This is a genomic window from Arthrobacter sp. 10N44_2 (assembly GCF_056394385.1).
Genome location: NZ_JBFTHT010000006.1, coordinates 82,147 through 105,994, shown reverse-complemented (window position 1 = coordinate 105,994; position 23,848 = coordinate 82,147). Strand labels below are relative to the sequence as shown.

Here is a 23,848-nt window from a genome sequence, read left to right as displayed (position 1 = left end):
GGTTAGGACCGGACAGTCTGCAGATCGTTGTTCTTGGGCTCTCGCGTCAGCAGGATGAAGACGATCGACACGACGGACATGATGGCCAGGTACCAGACCACGGCGGCGGTGTCCTGTCCGGAATCCTTGAAGATCTGCGCCACGATGCCCGGCGTGAATCCCGCGCCGAGGAGCGTGGCGAGCTGGTAGCCCAGCGAGGCGCCGGTGTAGCGCGATGTGGTTCCGAACTGCTCGGACACGAACGCCGCGAGCGGGCCGAACAGGGTGGAATGGATCATGAGGCCAACGGCGAAGGCCACGAAGATCAGCCCGATGTTGTTGGAGGACAGGAGCTGGAACATCGGCGTGAGGTAAAGGATGAAGAGCACCAGGCCGCCGATCATGACGGGCCGCCGTCCCAGCTTGTCGGAGAGCCGGCCGCCCATGATCACGAAGGCGATGGACACGAAGGAGGCGGCCGCGAAGGCGTAGAGAACGCCCTGCCGGTCCGCACCCTTGGACACGGCGTAGGTCACGGAGAACGTGGCCAGCACCACCTGGAGCGCAAACCCGGCCGCGCCGGCCAGCATGGTGAAGATCAGGGTCTTGGGCCGGCGCAGGACCTGCAGGAGGGGAATCTCGCGGCGCACCGGCGCGCTGCCCGGCACCGTCCGCTGGGTGTTGTCCCGTTCGGCCTGTTCCCGTTCGGCTTTCTCTTGTTCCAGTGCCGCCTTGAAGATGGGGCTTTCGGAGACCTTGAGCCGGACGAACATGCCGATGCCCAGCAGGACGAAGGACAGCAGGAAGGGCACGCGCCAGCCCCAGGCCAGGAACTGCTCGTTGGGCAGGGCCGCGAACGCGCCCATCACCAGGGTGCCCAGCACCGCGCCGGTGGGGGCGCCGGCGTTGACGAACGAAGCCGCGAAGCCGCGCTTGCCCGATTCCGAATGCTCCAGCGCCATGAGGGCGGCGCCGCCCCACTCCCCTCCGACGGCAATGCCCTGGCAGACCCGAAGGATGACGAGCATCACGGCACCCCAGGCTCCGGCCACCGCGGCCCCGGGCACCAGTCCGATCAGGGTGGAGGCGATGCCCATGACCAGCATCGAGACAATCAGCATGTTCTTGCGTCCCAGCCGGTCGCCGAAGTGGCCGAAGATGATGCCGCCGAGGGGCCGTGCCACGTAGCCGGCGGCGAACGTCCCGTACGCGGCCACCACCCCCACCCATTCGTCCGCGCCGGAGAAGAACACCTTGGGAAAGACCACCGCGGCGGCCGTGGCATAGAGCAGGAAGTCGTAGTACTCGATGGTGCTGCCGAGATAGCTGGAGGCGATGACGGTCCGTGCTTCACGGCGACGCGTACCCGCGTCCATGGCCTGCAACTGCGAAATTTGGGACATCGTTGTTCCTTATGGCAGAGGGGGGATGGTGAAGGGGTGTGGCGGTTTACTTGTAGAAGCGGGCGAGGAACTCGGCCACGACGGCCGGGCGTTCCTGGCCTTCGATCTCGATCGTGTTGGCCACCTTGATCTGGGCGCCGCCCTTGACCTCGGTGACTTCCGCGATGGTGGCCCGCATGCGGATGCGCGAACCCACCTTGACGGGGGAGGTGAAGCGGACCTTATCGAGGCCGTAGTTGACCTTGGTGGTGACGCCGTCGACGTCGAACAGCTCGCCCCAGAACGGGATGATGAGCGAGAGGGTGAGGAAGCCGTGGGCGATCGGGGCGCCGAACGGGCCGTCCTTGGCGCGTTCCGGGTCCACGTGGATCCACTGGTCGTCGCCCGTGGCGTCGGCGAACTTGTTGATCTGTTCCTGGGTGATTTCGCGGTAGTCGGTGACGCCGAGGTCGGTGCCGGCGAGGGTGAGGAGTTTGTCGAAGTCGACGACGAGGTTGGGCATCTTTGGCTCCTGGAGCGGTTGGGTTTGGTTGTACGACGACGGCGGAACACCGTCAGCGGGTAAAGAGCGTCAGTGGGTGAAGGCGCTGTGGCCGGTGAGGGCCCGGCCGACGATCAGGGCATTGATCTCGTGGGTCCCCTCGTAGGAGTAGACGGCCTCGGCATCGGCATGGAACCGTGCGACGTCGGCCGCGAGCGTGATGCCGTTGCCGCCAACCACTTCGCGGGCCAGCGCCACGGTCTCGCGCATCAGCAGGGAGGTCTGCATCTTGGCCAGGGCCGAGTCCTGGTCCCGGTAGATGCCCTTCTCCTGCTGTTCGGTCAGCCGGACCACCAGGGACAGCGCCGAGGTGACGTTGCCGAGCATCCGGGCGAGCTTTTCCTGGACGAGCTGGAAGGACGCGAGCGGGCGGCCGAACTGCCGGCGCCCGGAGACGTAGCGCAGCGCGGCTTCGAGAGCTCCTGCCGCGATGCCGGCGGCGATCCACGCGACGTCCGAGCGCATGGCCCGCAGCATCGCCGCCACGTCCCGGAACGAGTTCACGTTGTGGAGCCGCCTGGCCTCGGGGACGCGGACGCCGTTGAGGGTGATGTGGGCGTTCTGCATCATCCGCAGCGCGGTCTTGCCGTGGATCTTCTCCAGGGTCACGCCGGGCGCCTCGCGGTCCACGAGGAAAGCCTTGACCTGGCCGTCGGCGACGTCGCGGGCGAAGACGGCAAGGACGTCGGCCGTTGCCGCGCCGCCGATCCAGCGCTTGGCGCCGTCCAGGACCCAGGTGTCGCCGTCCGGGCCGGCCTCACGCCCCTTTTCCCTGCGGGCCGTCGTCGCGAGTCCGCCGGCGATGTCGGAGCCGGATTCCGGCTCGGTCAGCGAGAAGACGCCCTTGAGCGAGAAGTCGATGACCCTGGGCATCCATTCGGCCTGCTGTTCCGCGGAGGCCCCGACCCGGATGGCGGTCCGGAACAGCCCGGCCTGGGCCGTGTACCAGGTGGCCAGCGAGGCGTCCGTGCGGGCGAGTTCGAAGATCCGGAAGCCCTGGTAGATGCCCCGGGCCGGCGTCTGACCCGCACCCGGGGCGCCGGTCAGTTCCGCCGGTTCCATGAGGTCCAGATCGATCAGCGGCCGCGCGAGCTGGTCCGGGAACTCGCCGCGCTCCCAGTAGTCGGCCAGGAGCGGCCGGGCCTGGGTGTCCAGGAACTCCCGCAGCCGCCCCAGCACTTTCCGCTCCGCGTCGGTGAGGAGGGATTCGGCGTCGTAGTAGTCGCAGACGCCGTAGAGGCGCTCCTGGGCTGTTGTCTGGGGCGCGGTTTCCACGGACACCTCAGCCACCGAGCCCGAGCAGGCGGACGGCGTTGTGCTTGAGGATCTTGGGCCGGACCTCGTCCTTCAGCGGCAGGTCCGCGAAGGCGCCCAGCCATTTCTGCGGGGTGATGAGCGGGAAGTCGGTGCCGAACAGGACCTTGTCCTGCAGGACCGAGTTGGCCATCCGGACCAGGGACTCCGGGAAGTACTTCGGGGACCAGCCGGAGAGGTCGATGAACACGTTGGCCTTGTGCGTGGCGATCGAGTTGGCCTCGTCCTGCCACGGCACCGAGGGGTGGGCCATGATGATTTGCAGGTCCGGGAAGTCCGCGGCCACGGCGTCGAGCAGGAGCGGGTTGGAGTAGGCCAGTTTGATGCCGTACCCGCCCGGGAGCCCGGCCCCCATGCCGTTCTGTCCCGTGTGGAAGATGGCCGGCAGGCGCAGTTCCTGCAGGGTTTCCCAGAGCGGGTAGAACTGCTCGTTGGAGGGGTCGAAGCCCTGCAGGCTCGGGTGGAACTTGAACCCGCGCGCGCCGAGGTCGATTGCCTGGTGCTTGGCGCCCTGGATCGCCTCGGCGCCGGTGCGGGGGTCCACGCTCCCGAAGGGGATCAGGACGTCGTTGTTCCGCGCCGCCCCGGCAATGAGGTCCGGGATGCTGTTGGGCTCGTGCTTGAGCTGGGTCCGGGCGTCGACGGTGAAGACGACGGCGGCCATGTTCAGTTCGCGGTAGACCTCGGCGATCCGGTCCAGCGAAGGGCTGCGGTCCTCGGCCTTGAAGTACTTGGCGGAGGCCTCGGTCAGGGCCGCCGGAAGGGACTCGTGGCCGTGGCCGTCCACTTCGAGGTGGACGTGCATGTCGATCGCATCGAGTGAGGCGGCGTCGATGCCGGGTTCGTAGCGCTGGGCAGCCATCTCAGCGGACCTCGGCCGGTTCGGGCTGCAGTTCCGCCGGCAGCGGCAGGAAGTCCTCGCCGACGCTTTGCAGCTTGTCCCCGAAGAGCGCACCGAAGTTCTCCACGAGATCCTGGTAGCCCCAGCCGCCCTCGCGGTATTCGGTGGCGGCGGCGTCGGGGTGGGTCCAGAGTTGCAGCCGGTCACCGCCCGCCCCGATTGCCTGGCCGGTGACGCCGGCGGCCGCGTCGGAGGCCAGGAAGGCCACCAGCCCGGCGACGTCGCCGGCCGTGCCAAACCCGAGGTCGTGGCGGAAGAAGGCCGGCATCGTCTCGCCGCGCTCGTCGGCCTCGACGGCCTTCTGGAAGTACGGGACGGTCTTGGTCATGGCGGTGGCGGCCACGGGAATGACGGCGTTGGCGGTGACGCCGGCTTTCTTCATTTCCAGCGCCCAGGTGCGCACCATGCCCACGATTCCGGCCTTCGCGGCGGCGTAGTTGGTCTGGCCGAAGTTGCCGCGCTGGCCCGTCGGGGAGCCGATGGTGATGATGCGGCCGGGAATGCCGTGCTCCTTGAAGTAGCCGAAGGCCTCCCGGGCGCAGGTGAAGGTGCCGCGCAGGTGGACGTTGATCACGGCGTCGAAGTCCTCGTCCGTCATCTTCAGCAGGCTCTTGTCCCGCAGGATGCCGGCGTTGGTGACCAGGATGTCCAGCCGGCCGAACTCCGTGACGGCCGCCTGCACGAGCTTCTTGGCGACGTCGGAGCTGCCCACCGGGGCGACGACGGCGGCTGCGCGGCCGCCGTCGGACTGAATCGTCCGGACAGCGTCGGCGGCGACCTCGGCGTCCACATCGTTGACGACGACGGCGGCGCCCTGGCGGGCCAGTTCCCGGGCGTAGGCCAGGCCGAGGCCCCGTCCGCTTCCGGTGACGATTGCTACTTTTCCTGACAGGCTCATTGCCGCTCCTTTGCTAGCTGCCTTGTGCATCCGGCCCCGCGGCATGGGATGCTGTTCTGTATCCATGAAAATATGGATAGTTGAAAAAGTCAACGATTTATTTTTTGGACTATTGGAGTTGGGCATGGCGACCGAAGTTGACGACGAGCCGGGCACCGAGCCTGCGGAGAAGCTCACGGCGGCAACCATCAGCCTGGACGCGGGTTTCCTGCTGGCCAAGCTGCATGCCGGCGGGTCGGTCCTGAACAACCGCGCCCTGGCCGCGTTCGATCTCAAGGAGCGCTCCTATTCGGTGCTGGCCCTGGCCAACAGCGGGCTGGAACCAACCCAGCGGGAGATGGCCGAGTTCCTCAGCCTGGACCCGAGCCAGATTGTCGCCCTGATCGACGAGCTGGAGAAGCGCGGGCTGGTGATCCGGGCGCCCGGGAAGCTGGACCGGCGCGCCAAGATTGTTTCCTCGACCCCGGAGGGGGAAGCCCTCTTCCGGCGGGCCGAGGCCGCGGCGCGTGACGCGGAATCCGCCGCCCTGGCCGGCCTCAGCGCCCCGGAGATCGCAACCCTCAAGGGGTTGCTCCGCAAGGCGCTGTGGGGACCGGCAGCCTGATCGCGGCCGCTCAAACGCCGCGGGAATACCCTTGGGGCAGGAGGGAGCCATGACCGTTCGCAGCGCCGGCCTTCTGCTGTACCGGCTAAGGGGTGCATCACCGCCCGGCGGGGCGCCGCCATCCGGCAGCACACCGCAGCTTGAGCTCTGGATAGCCCACATGGGCGGACCGTTCTGGGCCCGCAAGGACTCCCGCGGCTGGTCCATCCCCAAGGGGGAATACCTCGCCGACGAGGACCCCCTGGCGGCCGCGCACCGCGAGTTCACGGAGGAAATCGGCACACCGGCACCCGCCGCCGACTACCACCGGCTTGGCGACTTCCGCCAGCCCTCCGGCAAGATCATCACGGTCTTCACGGCGGAAGCGGACTTCCGGCCCGAACGCATCGTGAGCAACACCTTCGAGCTGGAGTGGCCGAGGGGATCCGGCACGATCGGCAGCTTCCCCGAGATCGACCGCGCGGAATGGACCGCCGAGCCCGCAGCCCGGTCCAGGCTGGTCAAGGGCCAGCTGCCGGTCCTCGACGCGCTGGTCCGGCACCTCGGGCTGGAGCCGGCCGCACCCGGGCCCGGGCATGACAAAAACTAAAAGTCAGTTGACATTTTTTGTAATACTTCGCGGGGGCCAGCTAGCCAAGAGGCCCGGGATCGTTCATGCTTAGCTATGACCTCAATGTCGAGCCAGTACCGGATCATCGCGGTCTGCACCGGAAACATCTGCCGGTCCCCGATGGCGGAACTTATGCTGGCTGAGGCATTCCGGGCCGAGCGCCTCACGGGGGCCGTGGTCGATTCCGCCGGCACCACCGCGTATGAGGCCGGCCGGCCCATCGATCCCCGGGCAGCGCGCAAACTCACGGCGCAGAACATCGCTTCGGACCGCCACGTGGCGCGCGAATGGCGGCCCGAATGGTTCGCGAGCCGGGATCTGATCCTGGCCCTCGACGTCGACCACTACGGCTGGCTCCGGCAGGCAGCACCGGACCGGGTCTCGCTGGCCAAGATCCGCATGCTCCGCAGCTTCGACCCCGCCGTGGCCGACGAGGACCCGCTGGAGCAGGGCATCGAGGACCCGTGGTACGGCGGCCACACCGACTTCGACACCACCTGGAACCTCATCCGGGCCTCCCTTCCGGGGATTGTGCAGCACGTACGCACCGAGCTTGGGCGGCAGGACGGGCAACATCACGGCAGTGATCAAGCCAATGCACAGCAGCCGGTACGCTCTATTTCATGAGCCCCGCACCCGTCATCATCGCAATCGACGGGCGCTCCGGCTCCGGCAAGACCACCCTGGCCATCGAACTGGCGGCGCGGTTGAGGGAACACCACAAGGTCTCGCTCTTCCACCTCGAGGACATCTATCCCGGCTGGAACGGGCTGGCGGCGGGGATCGAGCGCTACGTTACCACCGTGCTTTCGCCCTTGCGGCGCGGGGAGAACGCGGAATGGGTCAGCTGGGACTGGGCACGGCACTACGACGGCGAGGCCCGCACCACACGCCCGGCCGAAATCGTCCTGGTGGAGGGCGTCGGTGCCGCCGCGGCGGCCGCAGTGCCCTTGCTGGACGCCGTGATCTGGGCGGACTCCTCCGACGCGGACCGCCGGGCCCGGGCGCTGGCCCGGGACGGCGACACCTACGAACCGTTTTGGGACCAGTGGGCTGCGCAGGAAGCGGAGTGGCTGGCGGCCGATGACGTCCCGTCCCGCGCGGATCTGCACGTGCTCAACCTGGCGGACGGCACCGCCCCGGACGACGTCCTGCAGGCCCTTCAGTACCTTCCCGCCGTCGCCCCTGCCCTGCTGCCCGAACTCGCCGCCCGGCGCGGGCTGCAGTTGCTGGCAGAACGGATCGAGGCCCGGCCCGAGGCCGGGCAGCTGTTTGCGGCGCTCTTTGGCGGTTCACCCAACGCCGTGTGGCTCGACTCCTCCCTGGACCCGGCAGGGCTGGCCCCGGAGGCAGCGGAGCGGAGCCGCTTCAGCATTTTGGCCGACGACGGCGGCCGCTTCGGCCAGGCCGTCCGGCACAGTTCCGGACGGACCCGCGTCAGCACGGGCCAGGCCACCGTGACCACCGATGGCCCGTTCTTCCGCTGGCTCGACGGCGCGTGGGGCCGCCGCGCGCTCCGCGCACCCGAGGCCTACCCGTGCGAGTTCACCCTGGGCTGGCTCGGGTACCTCGGCTACGAGCTCAAGCGCGAAACCGGCGGGAACGACGTCACCGCCGCCACCCCGGACGCCTGCCTGATCTTCGCCGGCCGTGCCGTGGTCCTTGACCATGCCGAGGGCACTGCCTGGCTGCTGACCCTGGACGCACCCGACGCCGGGGACTGGCTTCAGACGGCACGCACGGCCGTCACCGCGGCCGCGTCGGCGCAAGCGGCCGCTCATGCCTCCCCGGCCCAGCGTGTCAGCGCCCCGCAAACCACCGCCCCGCGCTTCGCCGCCCGGGACACGGAAGCCGGCTACAAGGCGAAGGTCACCGAGGCCCAGCGTGAGATCGCGGAAGGAAACACCTACGAGGTCTGCCTGACCACGGTGCTCACGGCTGCCTCGCCCGCGGGGCCTCACGGCGTGGATCCGTGGCCGGCCTACCTGGACCTGCGGCGCCGGAACCCGGCCCCGTTCGCCAGCTTCCTGCGGTTCGGCGGGCTCGCCGTTGCGAGCACGTCGCCGGAGCGGTTCCTGCAGATTGCCGCGGACGGCAGGATGCGGGCCGAGCCGATCAAGGGCACGCGCCGCCGGGACACAGATCCAGGCACGGATGCCGCCCTGCGCCAGGAGCTGGAGTCTTCGGCCAAGGACCGGGCGGAAAACATCATGATCGTGGACCTGTTGCGCAACGACTTGAGCCATTTCGCCGTCCCGGGTTCGGTGGCCGTCAGCCGGCTGTGTGCGATCGAGAGCTACGCCACCGTGCACCAGATGGTGAGCACCATCGATGCCCGGCTGCGGCCCGGGATGCCGCGGGCCGAGGCGGTTGCGGCCTGTTTCCCCGCGGGTTCGATGACCGGCGCGCCGAAGGTCAGCACCATGGCCATCCTGGACCGGCTGGAGGCCGCGCCGCGCGGCGTGTACTCCGGGGCGATCGGCTACTTCTCCCTGAACGGGGCCGCCGACCTCGCCGTGGCAATCCGGGCCCTCGTGGTCAGCGCCCTCGGCGAGGGTGCCGCGGAACTGAGTCTCGGCGTCGGCGGCGCTGTCACCGCCGACTCGACCCCGCAGGAGGAGTACGACGAAATCCGGACCAAAGCGTTCGGCGTCCTCTCGACGCTCGGCGCCGGGTTTCCCACGGGCTGAGTCGGCTGTCCCGCCGGCCGCGGCTACTGCAGGGTGGCCGTCAGCCGCGCGACGTTGTCCACGTATTTGACGCCCATCGGACGTTTCATCCAGTCCTCGAGCGTAAGTTCGCGCGAAATGCCCCGGTAGGTGTCCTCCACGGCGCTGATCCGCCGCACGATGTCCTCCCCCAGGAGCATCACCGAGACCTCCAGGTTCAGCGAGAAGGAGCGCATGTCCATGTTGCTGGAACCCAGCACGGCAACGTCGTCGTCGATCGTGAAGTGCTTGGCGTGCAGCACGAAGGGGGCCTTGTAGAGGTAGATCCGCACCCCGGCTTCAAGCAGCGCCTCATAGTAGGACTGCTGGGCGTGGTGGACCAGGAACTGGTCGCCTTTTTCCGAGACGAAGAGCTCGACGTCGACGCCGCGCTGCGCCGCCGTCGTCACCGCATACAGCAGCGAGTCATCAGGGACGAAGTACGGGCTGCAGATCGAGATCTTGCGCTGAGCCGAGTAAATCAGCGTGTTGAAGAGCCGCAGATTGTTTTCGGTGATGAAGCCGGGGCCGCTGGGCACCACCTGGGCGGTGATGTTGCCGGCGTGCAGTTCGGGCCGGTGCGCGAGCTGTTCCTCAATGGATTCGTCGGTCTCGCTGAGCCAGTCCGTGGCGAAGACGACGTTGAGCGTGGTGACGATCGGTCCACGCAGGCAGGCCATCAGCTCGACCCATTCGCGGCCGATCTTGCGGTGCTTGGGGTTGTTGTAGGAGGGCTCGATCAGGTTCTGCGATCCGGTGAAGGCGATCTCGCCGTCGATCACCATGATCTTGCGGTGGTTGCGCAGGTCCGGTCGGCGCCACTGCCCCTGCAGCGGGCTGAGCGGCAGCATGGGCCGCCAGCGGATCTTGCTGGCCTTGAGCCGGGCGATCAGCTTGCGGTAGCCCTTGATGCGAAGCGTGCCAAGGTGATCGAACAGGACACGGACCTCGACGCCGCGCTCGGCGGCCTCTTCCAGCGCGGTCAGCAGATCGTCCGTGACGTGGTCCGAGCTCATGATGTAGAACTCGGCATTGACGAAGGACTTTGCGCCGCGGACCGCCGCGGCCATCGCCTTGATGGAGTCGGGGTAGCCGGGCAGCAGCTCCACTTGGTTACCGTCCACCATCGGCAGCGAGCCCAGCGTCTTGTTCAGTTCCGCGGCGGAAGCCACCCATTCGGGTCCGGCGTAGCGGCTTTCCAGCATCGCCAGTTCCGAGGTCCCGGCGCGCACTCGGGTATTGACCGCGTCCTGCTGCGCGCGGCGCTTGCGGGAGAGCCGGAAGTTGCCGAACAGCAGGAACAGCAGCAGGCCGATGGTCGGCACGATGAAGATGCCCAGCAGCCAGGCCATCGCGGTGGTGGGCCGCCGGTTTCCGGGGATGATGCCCAGTGCCAGCACTCGGATGGCGAAGTCGATCACCGTCAAAATCAGAATCGCCCAGGACGGTAAAGTCTCCGCCAGCGGAAATGGCCAAAACACAGGCGAACCCCTCAACGTACAAGCCACGCGGAACAGTTCCGAACGGGCAGTGACCAAATCCTATCCCGGGACCACCGAGACTAAGCTTTAGCCATGACCACTCCTGCCCCTGTTCCCGCGCCCGCGACCGTTCTGGTCTTCCTCGACCCGGCGTTCGACGGCGGCCGCGTTGCCGACGCGTCGCAGCCGCAGCTGATGGCCACGGACCTGGGCGCCACCCGCGGCGACGGCGTTTTCGAATCCCTCCTGGCCGTCGGCGGCCGGCCCCGCAAGATCCAGGCGCACCTGACCCGGCTGGCCGGCTCTGCCCGGCTTCTGGAGCTGGACATCCCCGCCGAGGACGCATGGCGGCGGGCGGTGGAAACCGCCATCCGCGAGTTCCGGCGGCAGGAACCCGCCGCGGCTGCAACGGGCGGCGCGGAGCAGGACGAGGTGGTGGTGAAGCTGATTGTCACCCGCGGGCCGGAGGGCGCGGCTGCCCCCACGTGCTGGGTCCAGGCCTCCGCCCCGGCGGCCGCGGGACGGCGGCAGCGCGAGACCGGGATCGACGTCATCCTGCTCGACCGCGGCTACGACAGTGAAGTCGGCGAGCGCGCCCCGTGGCTCCTGCTCGGCGCCAAGACCCTTTCCTACGCCGTGAACATGGCGGCGCTGCGCTACGCCCACCGGCAGGGCGCCGACGACGTCATCTTCACGTCCGCGGACGGCAGGGTGCTCGAAGGTCCGACGTCGACCGTTCTGCTGGCCCACCTGGAAACCTCGGACGACGGCGCCGGCGGCGTCCGCACCATCCGGCGGCTCATCACTCCCCAGCTGGACAGCGGCATCCTGCCCGGCACATCACAGGGCGCCTTGTTCACCGCCGCCAAGGCCGCCGGCTGGGAGCTGGGCTACGGCCCGCTGGAGCCGAAGGACCTGCTGGACGCCGACGCGGTCTGGCTGATCTCCAGCATCCGGCTCCTGGCCCCGGTCAACCACATCGACGGGCAGGAAATCGGCACCCCGGAACTCCGGCGCCAACTCACGGCCGAACTCAACGCCCTCTTCGCGACCATCGAATAGCAACGCGGGGTCAGTTACGGCCCATCGCATGTCCTCGGATGGGCCGTAAGTGACCCCGCGTTGGTGTTGCGCTCACCCCAGGGCGTCCGCGGGCACTGCCGGGCACAGGCGGAACGAGGCCGGGTTGAACGCCGGGAGCATGAACGTTGCGAGCACGGCGTCGAGCATTTCCGGGGCCCAGGTGCTGTTCTCCCCCAGGGTCGCGCAGACACCCAGCACCACGGGCGTTCCGTCGGTGCGGCGGCGGATCTGGACCTGGACCGGCCCGGTCAGCCCAAGCGTGCGGACGGCGGCCAGACCCAGCTTGCGCACATCCCCGGCCTGGTTCGCCGGCACCCTGCGGCTGACCTCGTCGCTGCCGGCGCGTCCATACGGAGTCCTGGTCTTCTCGAGGACCACCGCCACCGGCGCCATCGCGTTGCGTGCCGGGGTGCCGAACACCAGGCACACATAGTCGGCGCCCGGGATAAATTCCTGGACCAGTTGCCCCGCCGGCATGTTCTTCCAGCTAACGGAGTCGGTTCCGGCCAGCAGGTGGATCCCATGGGAGCCTTTGAAGACCCGCGGCTTGACCACCACGGGGCCGCTGAGGCCGGCGAGGGAAGCCGGCGCGGCGGCGAGGTCGCCCGGAACCGCGAACCTGGGCACCGGGATGCCGGCGGCTTGCAGCGCCCAGGTGGTGAATAGGTGGTCGTTGGCGAGGGCCACCGCGGCGGGGTCGGTCACGATGATCCGCACGTCCTGGGCGAATCCGGCGCGGGCCGCGGCCAGGACCGGGAGTTCCACGGTGAGGGTCGGAATGATGACGTTGATGGCTTCGCGGTCCACCACCCGGCGCAGGTCCAGGACCATGTCCGGGTTCGTCGCCGGCAGGAGCCTGACCGCGGCGGCGGGAGCCTCCCCGGCCTGGCGGGTGTCGGCACGGGCGTCGGAGCCGAGGTACGGGAGGCCCCGGGCTTCGAGCTGGGCCGCGACGGCCCGTCCGGCGGCGCTTGTAATCCCGGTAACGAGTATGCGCGGGCCCACGATTGCTCCATTCCGCCGTCACCGGCCGGACCGCGGCTGCGGCTCCGACCGTTCCAGCCACCGATTCCCAGACAGCTTGTTGATGGACAGACGAGTCGATTCCGGGACTGCTTGATTCACACATTGCTCGAATCACCTGCAGCTCCGGACGACTCGTCGGGCCTAATCCCCCCAGTAAACGGCGAAACGTCCCGGCAGACACGAGTGGGCTGTACCCGAAACTGGAGCCCGCCACTACTCGCCCGGGGCGCGGTCCGGTTACGGAACATGACGACGGCGGCGGTGCGGGCCGGCGTCGCAGGTGTTACGTTTTTGGGGAGTAATGAGAACCGGTGCCAAGCCCTGACTGGCCGGTCGGCAACCCTCCCTTTCGCGGCGGGGTGCCTCAGGTGAATACTCGGCATTCGAGAATTCGAGCTGCAAGCGTGAAAGAGGAGATCCGTCGTGCCCGACACGTCAATACCCACAACAGCCGCACCCGGCACAGCACCCGGCACAGCATCCGGGGGCGAGGAGAGGCTGGCCTACCGCCTGTTCACCGGGGCGGATGACCGCGCCTTTTGCGAGCGGGTGTCAGCCGCCCTGGCCGAGGGCTACGTGCTGCATGGAAGCCCCGCCGCCAGCTTCAACGGAAGCACCGTGATCGTGGCGCAGGCGCTGGTCCTGCCGGCCGCGATTGCCAGTGCGGACGCCGCCGTGGCCAATGCGGTTGATGAGCTCGACGCCGACGAATTTGGCGCCGACGGGGCCTTCGCGGGCCACGCATGAGCTACGCCGGAGACCTCAGCCCGCAGGAGGCGTGGGCCAAGCTGGAGGCCGGAGCCATCCTGGTGGATGTCCGGACCGAGGGCGAATGGGCCCACATCGGCATCCCGGACACCGCGGCCGCGGGCGAGAGCCGCAACGATCCGCTCTTCATCCAGTGGAACCTCGCCGGCGGCACGCCGAACCCGCACTTCGTGGAACAGCTAAGGCAGCAGGCGCCGGAGGACACCGCCGTCGAACTGGTGTTCCTTTGCCGTTCCGGGGCCCGGTCGATCGCGGCTGCGACGGCCGCGACGGCCGCCGGCTACACCTCGTACAACGTCCTTGAGGGCTTCGAAGGCGAGACCGACCGCTTTGGCGAACGCACCGTCAATGGCTGGAAGAACCGCGGCCTGCCCACCAACCTCGGAAAGATCTAAGTGACTTTCAATCCCGACGCCGCCGGCTGGGCGGCCGACACCCAGGCCGTCCGTGGCGGCCTTGACCGCACCGGCTTCCAGGAAACCACCGAGCCGATCTTCCTCAATTCAGGATTCGTCTACGAGTCCGCGGCCGCCGCCGAGCGCGCCTTCACCGGTGAGGACGAGCGCTTCGTCTACTCCCGCTACGGCAACCCCTCCGTCGCCACCTTCCAGGAGCGGCTCCGGCTGCTCGAGGGAACGGAGGCGTGTTTCGCGACGGCGTCCGGCATGTCCGCCGTCTTCACCGCCCTGGGCGCGCTGTTGGCGGCCGGCGACCGGGTGGTCGCGGCCCGCTCGCTGTTCGGCTCGTGCTTCGTGATCCTCAACGAAATCCTGCCGCGCTGGGGTGTCGAGACGGTCTTCGTGGACGGCCCGGACCTGGAGCAGTGGAAATCCGCGCTGTCCGAGCCGACCACGGCGGTGTTCTTCGAGTCGCCGTCGAACCCGATGCAGGAAATCGTGGACATCGCCGCCGTGAGCAAACTGGCGCACGCGGCCGGCGCCACGGTGGTGGTTGACAACGTCTTCGCCACCCCGCTGCTCCAGCGCTGCGGCGACCTCGGCGCGGACGTGGTGGTCTACTCCGGCACCAAGCACATCGACGGCCAGGGCCGCGTCCTGGGCGGGGCGATCCTGGGCACCAAGGAATTCATCGACGGGCCCGTCAAGCAGCTCATGCGGCACACCGGTCCGGCGCTTTCGGCGTTCAACGCCTGGGTGCTCACCAAGGGCCTGGAGACCATGGCCCTGCGCGTCAACCATTCCTCGGCCTCCGCGCTGCGGCTGGCCGAATGGCTCGAGGGACAGCCCGCGGTCGGCTGGGTAAAGTACCCGCTGCTGCCGTCCCACCCGCAGTACCCGCTCGCAGTGCAGCAGATGAAGGCCGGCGGGACCGTGCTCACCCTGGAGCTGCAGCCCTCCCCCGGGCGCACGGCGAAGCAGGCCGCGTTCGCACTCCTGGACGCGCTGCGGATCATCGACATCTCCAACAACCTGGGCGATGCCAAGACGCTCATCACGCACCCGGCCACCACCACGCACCGCGCGATGGGCCCGGAAGGCCGCGCGGCGATCGGGCTCAGCGACGGCGTGGTCCGGCTGTCGGTGGGCCTGGAGGATGTGGAGGACCTGATCCGCGACCTCGGCCAGGCGCTCAAGCAGGTCTAGGTGTACTGCCCAGGGACGTTGGTTCGGTGAATGTGATGACTCGCTGGAGTCGTTGACCTAAAGGTGAGGACCTCCGGTTGCACAGTGGAGTTGCTTAGACAACCGCTGCAGCGACCAGGAGGTCCTCGTGTCCCACGCTAATGCCGCTTTGACTCCACGCCAACGTTTGCGCGTCGCGCGTCTGGTCGTAGATCACGGCTGGCCGGTGTCCCGGGCTGCCGAGCAGTTCAATTGCTCCTGGCCCACGGCCAAACGGTGGGCGGCCCGCTACGCCGCGATGGGTCAGGACGGCATGGCCGACAGGTCCTCGCGCCCGCACCGGGTGGCGAACCGGACGCCGCAGCAGCTGGTGCGCAAGGTCGTGCATCTGCGCTGGAAGCAGCGTCTGGGCCCGGTCGCGATCGGCGCGAAGCTGGCCATGCCGGCCTCGACCGTGCACGCGGTTCTGGTCCGGTGCCGGCTGAACCGGCTGCATCACGTGGACAAGCGCACCGGGGAGGTCATCCGCCGCTACGAGCATGAGACTCCTGGAGCGATGATCCACGTCGATGTGAAGAAGCTAGGGAACATCCCCGACGGCGGCGGTTGGCGCTACGTCGGCCGGCAACAAGGCGGCATGAACCGGGCAGGAACCCCGGACAAACCGCGCAGCAGACATCGTGGCCCGCTGATCGGCATCGCCTACGTGCACACCGTCATCGACGACCACTCACGGGTCGCCTACGCCGAGATCCACAGCGACGAAACAGCAGCCACCGCAGTCGAAGTGCTCAGGCGGGCCGTGTCCTGGTTTGCCGCCCGCGGCGTCACCGTCGAGCGGGTCCTCTCCGACAACGGCTCAGCCTACAAATCCCACCTCTGGCGGGACACCTGCCGGGAGCTGAACATCAAGGCGAAGAAGACCCGCCCCTACCGGCCGCAGACCAACGGCAAGATCGAACGCTTCCACCGCACCCTCGCCGACGGATGGGCCTTCAAGCGCTTCTACGCCACGGAATCAGCCCGCAGAAACGCCCTCCCGGCATGGCTGCACCACTACAATCACCATAGGCCCCACACCGCAATCGGAGGCCAGCCGCCCATCAGCCGCTTAACCAACCTCCCTGGGCAGTACATCTAGGGCATCCCGCACCCGCAAGTGTTGCGGGCTCCCGGTCAGGCCGGGCGCAACCGGCCCAGGGCCGAACGATTGTCTGCCGGCCCCTCGGCGACGGGCCCCTCGGTGGTCAGTTCGATGGCCCGCTCGACGACGGCGGGCAGGCCGCCGGCCCGGAACGGGCCGCGCTGCAGCTGCGAACCGGTGCCCTCTGCCAGAATCCGCTCGACGCCCTCGCGCGCCAGTTCCAGCTCGCCCTGTTCCTCAAGCACCGGGGCCACGAAGTCCACGAGCGCCCTGACCACGTCCGCGGCCGGGGCCGGGGTGAAGGTTCCGAAGTCCAGGAGCTCCCCGCGCAGTCCGCAATTGCTGGCCTGCCACGCGGCCATCCGCAGCAGCAGCGTGGGCACCGGGGCGGGATCGACGCCGTCGTCCCATTCCCGCGCGGCCGACTCCACGAGGGCGCGCACCAGTACGGCAATCAGGGCAGCATCCTCGGCCCGCAGGCAGACATCCGCGACCCGGATCTCCACGGTGGGATGCTGCCGGGCCAGCCGCGCGTCGAAATAGACCATCCCCTCATCCATCAGGACGCCGCTTTCGACCAGCCGGGTGACCACGCGGCGGTAGACGGGCAGGCTGCCGAAGATCATCGTGGGACCCGAGCCCGGCCAGCGGTTCCAGGCCTGGGTGCGGTAGCTTTCGAATCCGGTCTCGGCCCCGTTCCAGTAGGGGGAATTCGCGCTGAGTGCTATCAGCACGGCCAGCTTGTCGCGGATCCGGTCCATTACCGCCACGCCCTCCTCCGGAGACTCCACAAAGGTGTGGACGTGGAGGCCGCAGGTCAGCTGGTTCCGGACGGTGAGCCCGAAGCGCTGCTGCATGGTCATATAGCGCGGATTCGGCGTCAGGTGGGTGGCTGAGCCTTGGGGCGACGTGGCCAGGGCCGCGACCCGGCCGCCGTGCGCCCGGGCGGCCTGGTCCGCAAGGGACCGGCCACGCCTGAGCTGCCGGAGCAGTTCCGTGTATTCCAGGCACGGATGCGTCTGGGTCTCGATCTGTTCGAGCTTGAGCTCGTAGCTGAAGTCGGCGCCTTCGTGGACCGGTTTCTGTGCCGGGAGAACCCTGGCGGCTTCCTGTTGCGGCGGCACCAGACTCGGCAGCATGAGGTCAGCGAGGGCAAGCAGCATCCCCGATTCGGGGTCCACTATCAGCAGTTCTTCCTCCACGCCGAAGGTGCGCATGAATCTATTGTGCGTCAGGATCCGCCGAAACGCCCCACACCAACGCGGGGCTCAGTCCTGGAAATACTCGATCTTCGCCCCGATGGTGTTCAGCCGCTCAGCCAGGTCCTCATAGCCGCGTTCAATGACATAGATGTTCCGCAGCTCCGAGACGCCACGGGCCGCCAGCATGGCCAGCAGCAGGCAGGCGGCGGGGCGGAGGGCAGGCGGGCAGCCCACCTCGGCCGCTCGCCACTTGCTGGGCCCGTTGACGTAAATGCGGTGCGGATCGAGCAGCTGGACCTGGGCGCCGAGCTTGTTGAGCTCGGTCAGGTAGATGGCCCGGTTCTCGTAGACCCAGTCATGGATCATTGTCTGGCCGTGGGCGTTGGCGGCGATCACCGCGAAGAAGGGCAGGTTGTCGATGTTCAGCCCGGGGAAGGGCATGGGGTGGATCTTGTCCTCCGGCGCCCGCAGCTCCGAAGGCTTGGTGGTGACGTCCACCAGGCGGGTGCGGCCGTTGCGGGCAAAGTACTCCCCGGAAACCTCGAGCCGCTGGCCCATCTGCTCGAGCGTGGCGAGTTCGATTTCCATGAACTCGATCGGGACGCGGCGGATGGTGACTTCCGAGTTCGTCACGATGCCGGCGGTGATGAGGCTCATCGCCTCGATGGGGTCCTCGGACGGGAAGTATTCGATGTCGGCGTCGATCGACGGGCGGCCGGTGATCTTCAGCGTGGTGGTGCCAACCCCGGCGATGTCCACGCCGAGCATCTGCAGGTAGAAGCACAGGTCCTGCACCATGTAGTTCGGGCTGGCATTGCGGATGATGGTGGTGCCACGGCGGTGGGCTGCGGCCATGATGGCATTCTCGGTGACGGTGTCGCCGCGTTCGCTGAGCACGAAGGAGCGGTCGTGACCGTCCGACGGCGGCGCCTGCACCGCGTAGAACCCGGACTTCGCCTCCACGCTAAGGCCGAACTGGCGCAGTGCCTGCATATGCGGCTGCACGGTGCGGGTGCCGAGGTCGCAGCCGCCGGCGTAGGGCAGCCGGTAGGTGTCGGCCTCGTCCAGCAGCGGGCCCAGGAGCATGATGACGCTGCGGGTCCTTCGGGCCGCCTCCACATCCATGGAGGCCAGGTCCAGGACGGCGGGGCGGCGGATCTGGAGGTCGTTCGCGTTGAGCCAGGTGCACTCGACGCCGATGCTGGTCAGCACCTCCACGATCCGGTTGACTTCCTCGATCCGGGCAAGCCTGCGCAGCGTGGTGGTGCCGCGGTTGATGAGGCTGGCGCACAACAGCGCGACGCCGGCATTCTTGCTGCTGTTGACGTCCACCGCGCCGGCGAGGGTGCGGCCGCCCTCGACGCGCAGGTGGGTCATCTGGGGCCGGCCCACCTTGACGATGCTGTGCCCGACGATCGCCTCCAGGCGCTGGATCATCTTCAGGCTCAGGTTCTGCTTGCCCTGTTCCATCCGGGCGATGGCGCTCTGGCTGGTGCCCAGCTCGGCGGCGAGTTGCCCCTGGGTCCAGCCCTTGGCGCCGCGCGCCTCGCGGAGCAGGATGCCTACGTGTTCAGCAGTCGGTTGAGTCATGCTCCCGAAAATATCACGCATGATTTATAAACCACGGCAATTCCGGCCGGAATGGCGCCAATCTCACACGGATACCCACGCCATGCGATAACCGGCAGGCCGCCGGAACTCCCGGGCCGCCCCGCCGGAACTCCCGGGCTGCCCGGCCGGCGGCGCCGGTCTACTGGCGGGTGAGGAAGACGAGGTTCCAGGTGCCCGCGCCGAGGGCCGCGGCGACGGCGGCGGCGGCGATGCCGAGCCCGCCCAGCAGCACCCAGGCATCGAGTCCGCTGAACGTGGAGGGCCGCGCCCAGGTCCGGGCGGCACCGCCGAACCCGCGGGCCTCCATCGTCACCGCGAGCCGCGAGGCGCTCCGGATCGCCTGCACCAGCAGGCCGAAACTCTGGCCCAGCGTGGCGCGGAACCGCTGATAGGGGTTGCCGCTCGAGCCCACGCCGCGGGCCCGCCGGGCCATGCCGATGGTCTGCCATTGCTCGGCCATGATTCCGACGAGCCGCATCGCGGCCAGGGTGCCCAGGACGAACCGGTGCGGCAGTTTCGCGTTCTGGGCCAGGGCATCGGCCAGGTCCGTGGGGTCGGTACAGCTCATCAGCAGCACCGCGGGCAATGCGATCGCGAGCCCGCGGAGCATGAAGCCGATCCCCAGCTGCAGGGAACCGGCGCTGACGGACCAGATCCCCGCATCGAGCAGGACGGGTCCGGAATCGGCCGCCAGGATGGCCGTGCTCCAGCCGCCCAGCGCCGCGGCGAGGATCAGCGGCCAGCCGCGCTGCCACAGCAAGGCCACAGTCAGGCCCGCCAGCGGCAGGAGCAGCAGTTCGAACGCCAGCGCCACCGACGCCGACACCCAGTCAATGGAGAGCGCCAGGACCAGGGTGATCAGGGTGACCGCCGTGAACTTGGCGAGCGGGTTGGCTCGGGTCAGCAGCGCATGGTTGCCGCGCAGGCTCAGCGCGTCCCTCATGGCGAGGCCCCCTCCGGCAGCTCGAGATCCGGGCCGGGAGCGTCCGCGGCGGCGGTTTCCCGTGGCCGGAGGCGGAGTTCGGCGCCGCCGAGGACGGCGCTGAATTCGGCGTCATGCGTCACGGACACGACGGCGGTGCCGGCGTCGAGGAGCTCGGAGAGGAACGAGGCGAGTTCGGCCCAGGTATTGGCATCCTGGCCGAAGGTGGGCTCGTCCAGGACCAGCACCTGGGGGTGCGCCGCCAGCACAGTGGCTACCGAAAGGCGCCGCTTCTCGCCGCCGGAGAGCGTGTAGGGGTTGGCGTCCACAAGCTCCGTCAGCCGCAGCCGCTCCAGCAGTTCGTCCACGCGGTCTTCGCCGTAGCCGAGGTGGCGCGGTCCGAACATGAGCTCGTCGAGGACCTTGCCGGTAACGAACTGGTGCTCGGGTTCCTGGAAGACGGTTCCGATCCTGGCGATCAGCTGCTGGGCCTTCCACCGGTAGGGATCGGGTCCGGCGCCGTCGCGTACGCGGCCACTGGAGCGACCGCTGGAGTGACCGGTGGCGGGGCTGCTCAGCTCCGCCGTGGCCGAGACTGTTCCCGCGACGGGCCGCAGGAGACCGGCCAGCGTCAGCGCCAGGGTGGACTTCCCTGTGCCGTTCTGTCCGGTGATGGTCAGCGCCTCGCCGGCGCGGACCCGGACCGAGACCCCGGACTGGACCGGACGCGGCGCGATGGTGCGGAAGCCGTCGCGCAGCCCGGCCCGCCGCGGCCGTTCGCGGGACACCGCGAGCGCGTCGGCCGCGAGCAGAGTCTGTCCCGCGCCCCGCGCCGGTGTCCGCATCCGCGTCGCCGGGACGTAGCCCGGCACCCAGACGCCCGCACCGATGAGCATGTCCCGCGCCTCGGCCAGGACCCGGTCCGGCGGTCCGTCAATCAAGACCGCGGAGTCCGTGGCGGACCCTGGCTGCAGCACCACGATCCTGTCCACCAGGTCTTTCCAGACCCCCACCCGGTGCTCCACGACCACCAGCGTGGCGCCTGTCTTGTCCAGGCAGCGGCCCACAGCGTCGCGGACCTCCAGGACGCCCGTGGGGTCGAGGTTGGCGGTCGGCTCGTCGAGCAGCAGCAGCCCTGGCCGCATCGCGAGGATCCCGGCGAGCGCGAGCCGTTGCTTTTGGCCGCCGGAGAGGGCCGCCGTCGGGTGGTCCAGCGGCAGCTGTCCCAGCCCGACGTCGTCGAGGGCCTCGCGCACGCGCGGCCAGATCTCCGCCGCCGGGACGGCGAGGTTCTCCGCCCCGAAGGCGACGTCGTCGCCGAGGCGGGAGAGCACCACCTGCGTTTCCGGGTCCTGCTGCACCAGCCCGGCGCGGCCGCGCTGCGCCCGTGGCGCGGCACCGTCGATCAGGAGGCTGCCGGTCTCGTCTGCATCTTCGGCTTCGCCGGAGTCGCCGGAGTCGCCGGGGTCCCCGGAGTCGCCGGCCGCGCCGTCGCCCAGAACGCCGGCCAGGGCGTGGAGCAGCGTCGACTTGCCGGCGCCGGAGGGCCCCAGCAGGAGCACGCGCTCCCCCGGCTGGATGTCCAGGTCAAGGCCGCTGACGGCGGGCCTGGTCCGTCCGGCATGCCGCCAGCCCCAGCCGCGGGCCGTGACGGCGGCCGGCCGGACGCCCGGTGAAGATCTCATGATTCTCTGCAGGATTCAGCGACGGGGCTCAGGAGAAGACGGGCTCCGTGGCGGCCTTGCGGGAGGCAAAGGAGCCCAGCACTCCGGTTTTCGCCAGGCCGCGGGTGGCGAGCCAGGCCAGTCCGCCGGCAATCACTGCGCCGGAGATCGTGGTGAAGACGATGTAGGCGAGCTTGTCGCCGGCTTCGTAGGCGATGTTCCAGCCCCACGGCAGGAAGGAGTCGTTCAGGCCGCAGAAGAGGCCAGCGCCGGCGCCGGCCAGCACGGAGACGGGCAGGTTGAACTTCTTGTAGAGGAAGGCCGCGAAGACCAGTTCGGCGCCGAGGCCCTGCAGGATGCCGGAGATCAGCACCGTGGTGCCGTACTGCGAACCCATGATGAGCTCGCCGGTGGCCGCGACGGTTTCGCAGAAGAGCGCGGCGCCCGGCTTGCGGATGATGAGCATGCCCAGCACCGCCGGGATCATCCAGCCGCCGGCGTAGAGTCCGCTCAACGGCGGGTAGACCGCGTTGACCGGAGTCGAGATCAGGTTCGCGCCCTGGGACCAGGCCCAGAAAATGACGCCGCCGGCAACGGCGATCAACGCGGCCACCACAATGTCCACCACGCGCCAGCTGTAGTTGCGCCGGGCGGATGAACGGCTGGCGGAACCATGCTGTGCTGAAATATCTGTCATGTCGTCCTCCTGAGGAACAGGAGGGGAGGGTGCGCCGGCCGGTCTCGGCTTCCGCCGCCCTCCGCGCATCCTGAGAACTCGACTCCCTTGCGCCGGTACTAACCGGATCAGGTTCGAGGGTCTGCGGCTGTCCGCACTCTCAGCGCCCACCAAAGGTTTCCCCGGATTTTTCCGGCGATGCCCGACGGCGGCGCTCCCCTGTCGTAATTATTTTCGCCCTTGTGGGCTGGCTCAGTTTACACCCGGACGGCCGGGATTTCAGTGGTGTGCCGTCACAATCGTGGACCGGACGGCGGCAGTCCCGGCGGCCCGGAAATCCCTCTTGGTAGAGTCGTCGTGCCGGACCCCCGGACCCGCCAGCGGGCGGCCTCGTCACCCACCGGAAAGCTGGAATATTTTGTCGCACACACCGGTCACCCAAGATCCCTCCGGGGAATACGATCCCGACTCCAATGAGCCGCAGCCGCGGGGTTCCCTGGCGGCGCTCATTGGCCGCGTGCTGGCCGAGATAGAGGCGCTCCAGTTCGCGTCGTTCAGCAAGGATGACGCCCTGGACCTCGGGCTCCTCCTTGTCGAGCTGGGCAGGCAACGCTCGCTGCCCATTGCCGTCGACATCACCAAAGGCGAGCAGGTGCTCTTCCACGCCGCGCTGGACGGCGCCACACCGGACAATGAGCGCTGGATCAACGCCAAAAAGCGCACCGCCATGCGGTACGAGGTCCCGTCCCTGCTGGTGGGCCTCCGGGCCCGCGCTGCCGGCGGAAGGATCGAGGACAACGCCTGGTGGGATCAGTCGGAGTTCGCCGCCCACGGCGGGGCGTTTCCCATTTACGTGCGCGGCACGGGCGCCGTCGCCGTCGTCACCGTCTCCGGCCTGCCCCAGAAGGCGGATCACGAACTCGTGGTCGAGGCCCTGCGGATGGTCCTCACCCCGGAACGCTAGGCTAGGGGAAAACCGTTCCCGTCCCAAGGAGACCGAAGAATGAACATCCTCATCAAGCTGCTCGGCACCGGCGTCAGCCTCCTGGCCGGCTTTGCCGGCACCAAGCTGGTGGACACCATGTGGGAAAAGTCCACGGGCAACAAGCCGCCCAAGGGCCAGGAGGACGACGTTCCCACCACCCTGCGCTCGGCCCTGACGTTCGCCCTGATCTCCGCCTCGGTCAGCGCCATCATCCAGGTGCTCGCCAACCGCGGCACCCAGCGCGCGATCACCCGCTTCGCCAAGACCCAGGACGTCGTCTGACCTGACGCGACTGGCCGCGGCGCCCGCCGCGGCAGTCGAAGGCCCCGGCCGGGTCCGCCGGGCCGGACGGGGCGACGTGCGGCCGGGTCCGCCTGGCCAGACGGGGCTCAGCGGTCGTCGTCGTCGTCCGCTCCGTGCGTGGCCGCCTGCTGGGCGGCCTTCTGGACTACCGCCTCGAGCTCGTCGGAGCTCAGCAGCTCCGGGTGCAGGTGCTTGGTCCGGTAGCCGGCCCGACCCACCATGTGGGCGGACACGGGGACGGTGAGCAGCTGGAAGAGCCAGGCCACCAGCAGGACGGGCCACACCGACCAGGTGCGCATCTGCAGGCCGAGGGCCGCCAGCAGCAGGAACAGGCCGAGGACCTGCGGTTTGGTGGCCGCGTGCATCCTGCTCATGAGGTCCGGGAATCGCAGCAGCCCGATGGCGGCCGCGAGGGACATCAGGGCTCCGGTCACCATGAACA

Annotated in this window: 24 protein-coding genes and 2 riboswitches; of the genes, 11 read left to right on the top strand and 13 right to left on the bottom strand. The window is 68.8% G+C overall.

The window, feature by feature from the left end; all coding sequences use genetic code 11:
* Positions 1 to 2: 2 nt before the first annotated feature.
* The 5 genes from AC1DBX_RS08885 to AC1DBX_RS08865 form a co-directional block, all read right to left on the bottom strand.
* Positions 3 to 1,382: an MFS transporter gene (locus AC1DBX_RS08885; protein ID WP_476850754.1), complete on the bottom strand. Its 1,380-nt coding sequence runs from the start codon at positions 1,380 to 1,382 to the stop codon at positions 3 to 5.
* Positions 1,383 to 1,428: 46 nt separating this feature from the next.
* Positions 1,429 to 1,884, bottom strand: a complete 456-nt coding sequence (locus tag AC1DBX_RS08880) for a MaoC family dehydratase (protein ID WP_018774069.1) — start codon at positions 1,882 to 1,884, stop codon at positions 1,429 to 1,431.
* Between the two features lie 69 nt (positions 1,885 to 1,953).
* Positions 1,954 to 3,198, bottom strand: coding sequence for an acyl-CoA dehydrogenase family protein (locus AC1DBX_RS08875; protein ID WP_476931563.1), 1,245 nt, complete (start codon positions 3,196 to 3,198; stop codon positions 1,954 to 1,956).
* A gap of 7 nt (positions 3,199 to 3,205) precedes the next feature.
* Complete coding sequence (locus AC1DBX_RS08870; RefSeq protein ID WP_476931562.1) at positions 3,206 to 4,099, bottom strand: amidohydrolase family protein; 894 nt, start codon at positions 4,097 to 4,099, stop codon at positions 3,206 to 3,208.
* 1 nt (position 4,100) lies between these two features.
* On the bottom strand, positions 4,101 to 5,036 hold the full coding sequence (locus AC1DBX_RS08865) for an SDR family NAD(P)-dependent oxidoreductase (RefSeq protein ID WP_476931561.1): 936 nt from the start codon (positions 5,034 to 5,036) through the stop codon (positions 4,101 to 4,103).
* 124 nt (positions 5,037 to 5,160) lie between these two features.
* Between AC1DBX_RS08865 and AC1DBX_RS08860 the strand changes: the two genes are divergently transcribed.
* The 4 genes from AC1DBX_RS08860 (at position 5,161) to pabB (ending at position 8,940) form a co-directional block, all read left to right on the top strand.
* Entirely contained in the window at positions 5,161 to 5,640 is a 480-nt protein-coding gene (locus tag AC1DBX_RS08860) for a MarR family winged helix-turn-helix transcriptional regulator (protein WP_230008326.1), read from the top strand.
* A gap of 49 nt (positions 5,641 to 5,689) precedes the next feature.
* The gene (locus AC1DBX_RS08855; RefSeq protein WP_476860342.1) at positions 5,690 to 6,229 is read left to right on the top strand and encodes an NUDIX hydrolase; all 540 of its coding nucleotides are present in this window, start codon (positions 5,690 to 5,692) and stop codon (positions 6,227 to 6,229) included.
* Between the two features lie 75 nt (positions 6,230 to 6,304).
* A complete protein-coding gene (locus AC1DBX_RS08850) occupies positions 6,305 to 6,877 on the top strand; it encodes a low molecular weight protein-tyrosine-phosphatase (protein ID WP_476850760.1) in 573 nt (190 codons plus the stop codon).
* Positions 6,874 to 8,940, top strand: a complete 2,067-nt coding sequence (gene pabB, locus AC1DBX_RS08845) for an aminodeoxychorismate synthase component I (RefSeq protein WP_476931560.1) — start codon at positions 6,874 to 6,876, stop codon at positions 8,938 to 8,940. Before AC1DBX_RS08850 ends, pabB begins: the two co-directional genes overlap by 4 nt.
* Before the next feature lie 23 nt (positions 8,941 to 8,963).
* Here the strand turns inward: pabB and cls are convergent, their stop codons facing one another.
* Positions 8,964 to 10,439 carry a cardiolipin synthase gene (gene cls / locus AC1DBX_RS08840; protein ID WP_476857328.1) on the bottom strand — a complete coding sequence of 492 codons (1,476 nt, stop codon included), beginning with the start codon at positions 10,437 to 10,439 and terminating at the stop codon, positions 8,964 to 8,966.
* Between the two features lie 93 nt (positions 10,440 to 10,532).
* Between cls and AC1DBX_RS08835 the strand changes: the two genes are divergently transcribed.
* Positions 10,533 to 11,501: an aminodeoxychorismate lyase gene (locus AC1DBX_RS08835; RefSeq protein ID WP_476931559.1), complete on the top strand. Its 969-nt coding sequence runs from the start codon at positions 10,533 to 10,535 to the stop codon at positions 11,499 to 11,501.
* Between the two features lie 72 nt (positions 11,502 to 11,573).
* Here AC1DBX_RS08835 and AC1DBX_RS08830 read toward each other — a convergent pair whose 3' ends face one another.
* On the bottom strand, positions 11,574 to 12,527 hold the full coding sequence (locus AC1DBX_RS08830; RefSeq protein ID WP_476931558.1) for an ATP-grasp domain-containing protein: 954 nt from the start codon (positions 12,525 to 12,527) through the stop codon (positions 11,574 to 11,576).
* 318 nt (positions 12,528 to 12,845) lie between these two features.
* Positions 12,846 to 12,959: riboswitch (SAM riboswitch) on the top strand.
* Between the two features lie 27 nt (positions 12,960 to 12,986).
* Between AC1DBX_RS08830 and AC1DBX_RS08825 the strand changes: the two genes are divergently transcribed.
* The 4 genes from AC1DBX_RS08825 to AC1DBX_RS08810 all read left to right on the top strand — a co-directional run bounded on the left by AC1DBX_RS08825 (position 12,987) and on the right by AC1DBX_RS08810 (position 16,040).
* The gene (locus AC1DBX_RS08825) at positions 12,987 to 13,295 is read left to right on the top strand and encodes a DUF1737 domain-containing protein (RefSeq protein WP_476931616.1); all 309 of its coding nucleotides are present in this window, start codon (positions 12,987 to 12,989) and stop codon (positions 13,293 to 13,295) included.
* Positions 13,292 to 13,711 (top strand): rhodanese-like domain-containing protein, encoded by a 420-nt coding sequence (locus AC1DBX_RS08820; RefSeq protein ID WP_476850764.1) that lies wholly within the window; start codon positions 13,292 to 13,294, stop codon positions 13,709 to 13,711. The genes AC1DBX_RS08825 and AC1DBX_RS08820 overlap by 4 nt, the downstream gene beginning before the upstream one ends.
* A complete protein-coding gene (locus tag AC1DBX_RS08815) occupies positions 13,712 to 14,920 on the top strand; it encodes an O-succinylhomoserine sulfhydrylase (protein ID WP_230008211.1) in 1,209 nt (402 codons plus the stop codon).
* Between the two features lie 127 nt (positions 14,921 to 15,047).
* Positions 15,048 to 16,040 carry an IS481 family transposase gene (locus AC1DBX_RS08810; RefSeq protein ID WP_476931557.1) on the top strand — a complete coding sequence of 331 codons (993 nt, stop codon included), beginning with the start codon at positions 15,048 to 15,050 and terminating at the stop codon, positions 16,038 to 16,040.
* A gap of 35 nt (positions 16,041 to 16,075) precedes the next feature.
* On the opposite strand, the gene AC1DBX_RS08805 is transcribed toward AC1DBX_RS08810, so the two are convergent.
* The 5 genes from AC1DBX_RS08805 to AC1DBX_RS08785 all read right to left on the bottom strand — a co-directional run bounded on the left by AC1DBX_RS08805 (position 16,076) and on the right by AC1DBX_RS08785 (position 22,139).
* Positions 16,076 to 17,260: a glutamate--cysteine ligase 2 gene (locus AC1DBX_RS08805; RefSeq protein ID WP_476857325.1), complete on the bottom strand. Its 1,185-nt coding sequence runs from the start codon at positions 17,258 to 17,260 to the stop codon at positions 16,076 to 16,078.
* A gap of 51 nt (positions 17,261 to 17,311) precedes the next feature.
* Entirely contained in the window at positions 17,312 to 18,835 is a 1,524-nt protein-coding gene (locus AC1DBX_RS08800) for a UDP-N-acetylglucosamine 1-carboxyvinyltransferase (protein WP_028275394.1), read from the bottom strand.
* A 160-nt stretch (positions 18,836 to 18,995) separates the two neighbouring features.
* On the bottom strand, positions 18,996 to 19,799 hold the full coding sequence (locus tag AC1DBX_RS08795) for an energy-coupling factor transporter transmembrane component T family protein (RefSeq protein ID WP_476857324.1): 804 nt from the start codon (positions 19,797 to 19,799) through the stop codon (positions 18,996 to 18,998).
* Positions 19,796 to 21,463, bottom strand: a complete 1,668-nt coding sequence (locus tag AC1DBX_RS08790) for an ABC transporter ATP-binding protein (protein ID WP_476931556.1) — start codon at positions 21,461 to 21,463, stop codon at positions 19,796 to 19,798. The genes AC1DBX_RS08795 and AC1DBX_RS08790 overlap by 4 nt, the downstream gene beginning before the upstream one ends.
* A 28-nt stretch (positions 21,464 to 21,491) precedes the next feature.
* Positions 21,492 to 22,139: an ECF transporter S component gene (locus AC1DBX_RS08785; RefSeq protein WP_028275391.1), complete on the bottom strand. Its 648-nt coding sequence runs from the start codon at positions 22,137 to 22,139 to the stop codon at positions 21,492 to 21,494.
* Between the two features lie 66 nt (positions 22,140 to 22,205).
* Positions 22,206 to 22,349, bottom strand: a riboswitch (TPP riboswitch).
* A gap of 187 nt (positions 22,350 to 22,536) precedes the next feature.
* On the opposite strand from AC1DBX_RS08785, the gene AC1DBX_RS08780 reads away from it, so the two are divergent.
* Both AC1DBX_RS08780 and AC1DBX_RS08775 read left to right on the top strand, forming a co-directional pair.
* Positions 22,537 to 23,082: a heme-degrading domain-containing protein gene (locus tag AC1DBX_RS08780; protein ID WP_476850769.1), complete on the top strand. Its 546-nt coding sequence runs from the start codon at positions 22,537 to 22,539 to the stop codon at positions 23,080 to 23,082.
* Positions 23,083 to 23,121: 39 nt separating this feature from the next.
* Positions 23,122 to 23,385 carry a DUF4235 domain-containing protein gene (locus AC1DBX_RS08775; protein ID WP_223915203.1) on the top strand — a complete coding sequence of 88 codons (264 nt, stop codon included), beginning with the start codon at positions 23,122 to 23,124 and terminating at the stop codon, positions 23,383 to 23,385.
* 107 nt (positions 23,386 to 23,492) lie between these two features.
* On the opposite strand, the gene mnhG is transcribed toward AC1DBX_RS08775, so the two are convergent.
* Complete coding sequence (mnhG, locus tag AC1DBX_RS08770) at positions 23,493 to 23,843, bottom strand: monovalent cation/H(+) antiporter subunit G (protein ID WP_476873848.1); 351 nt, start codon at positions 23,841 to 23,843, stop codon at positions 23,493 to 23,495.
* Positions 23,844 to 23,848 lie beyond the last annotated feature (5 nt).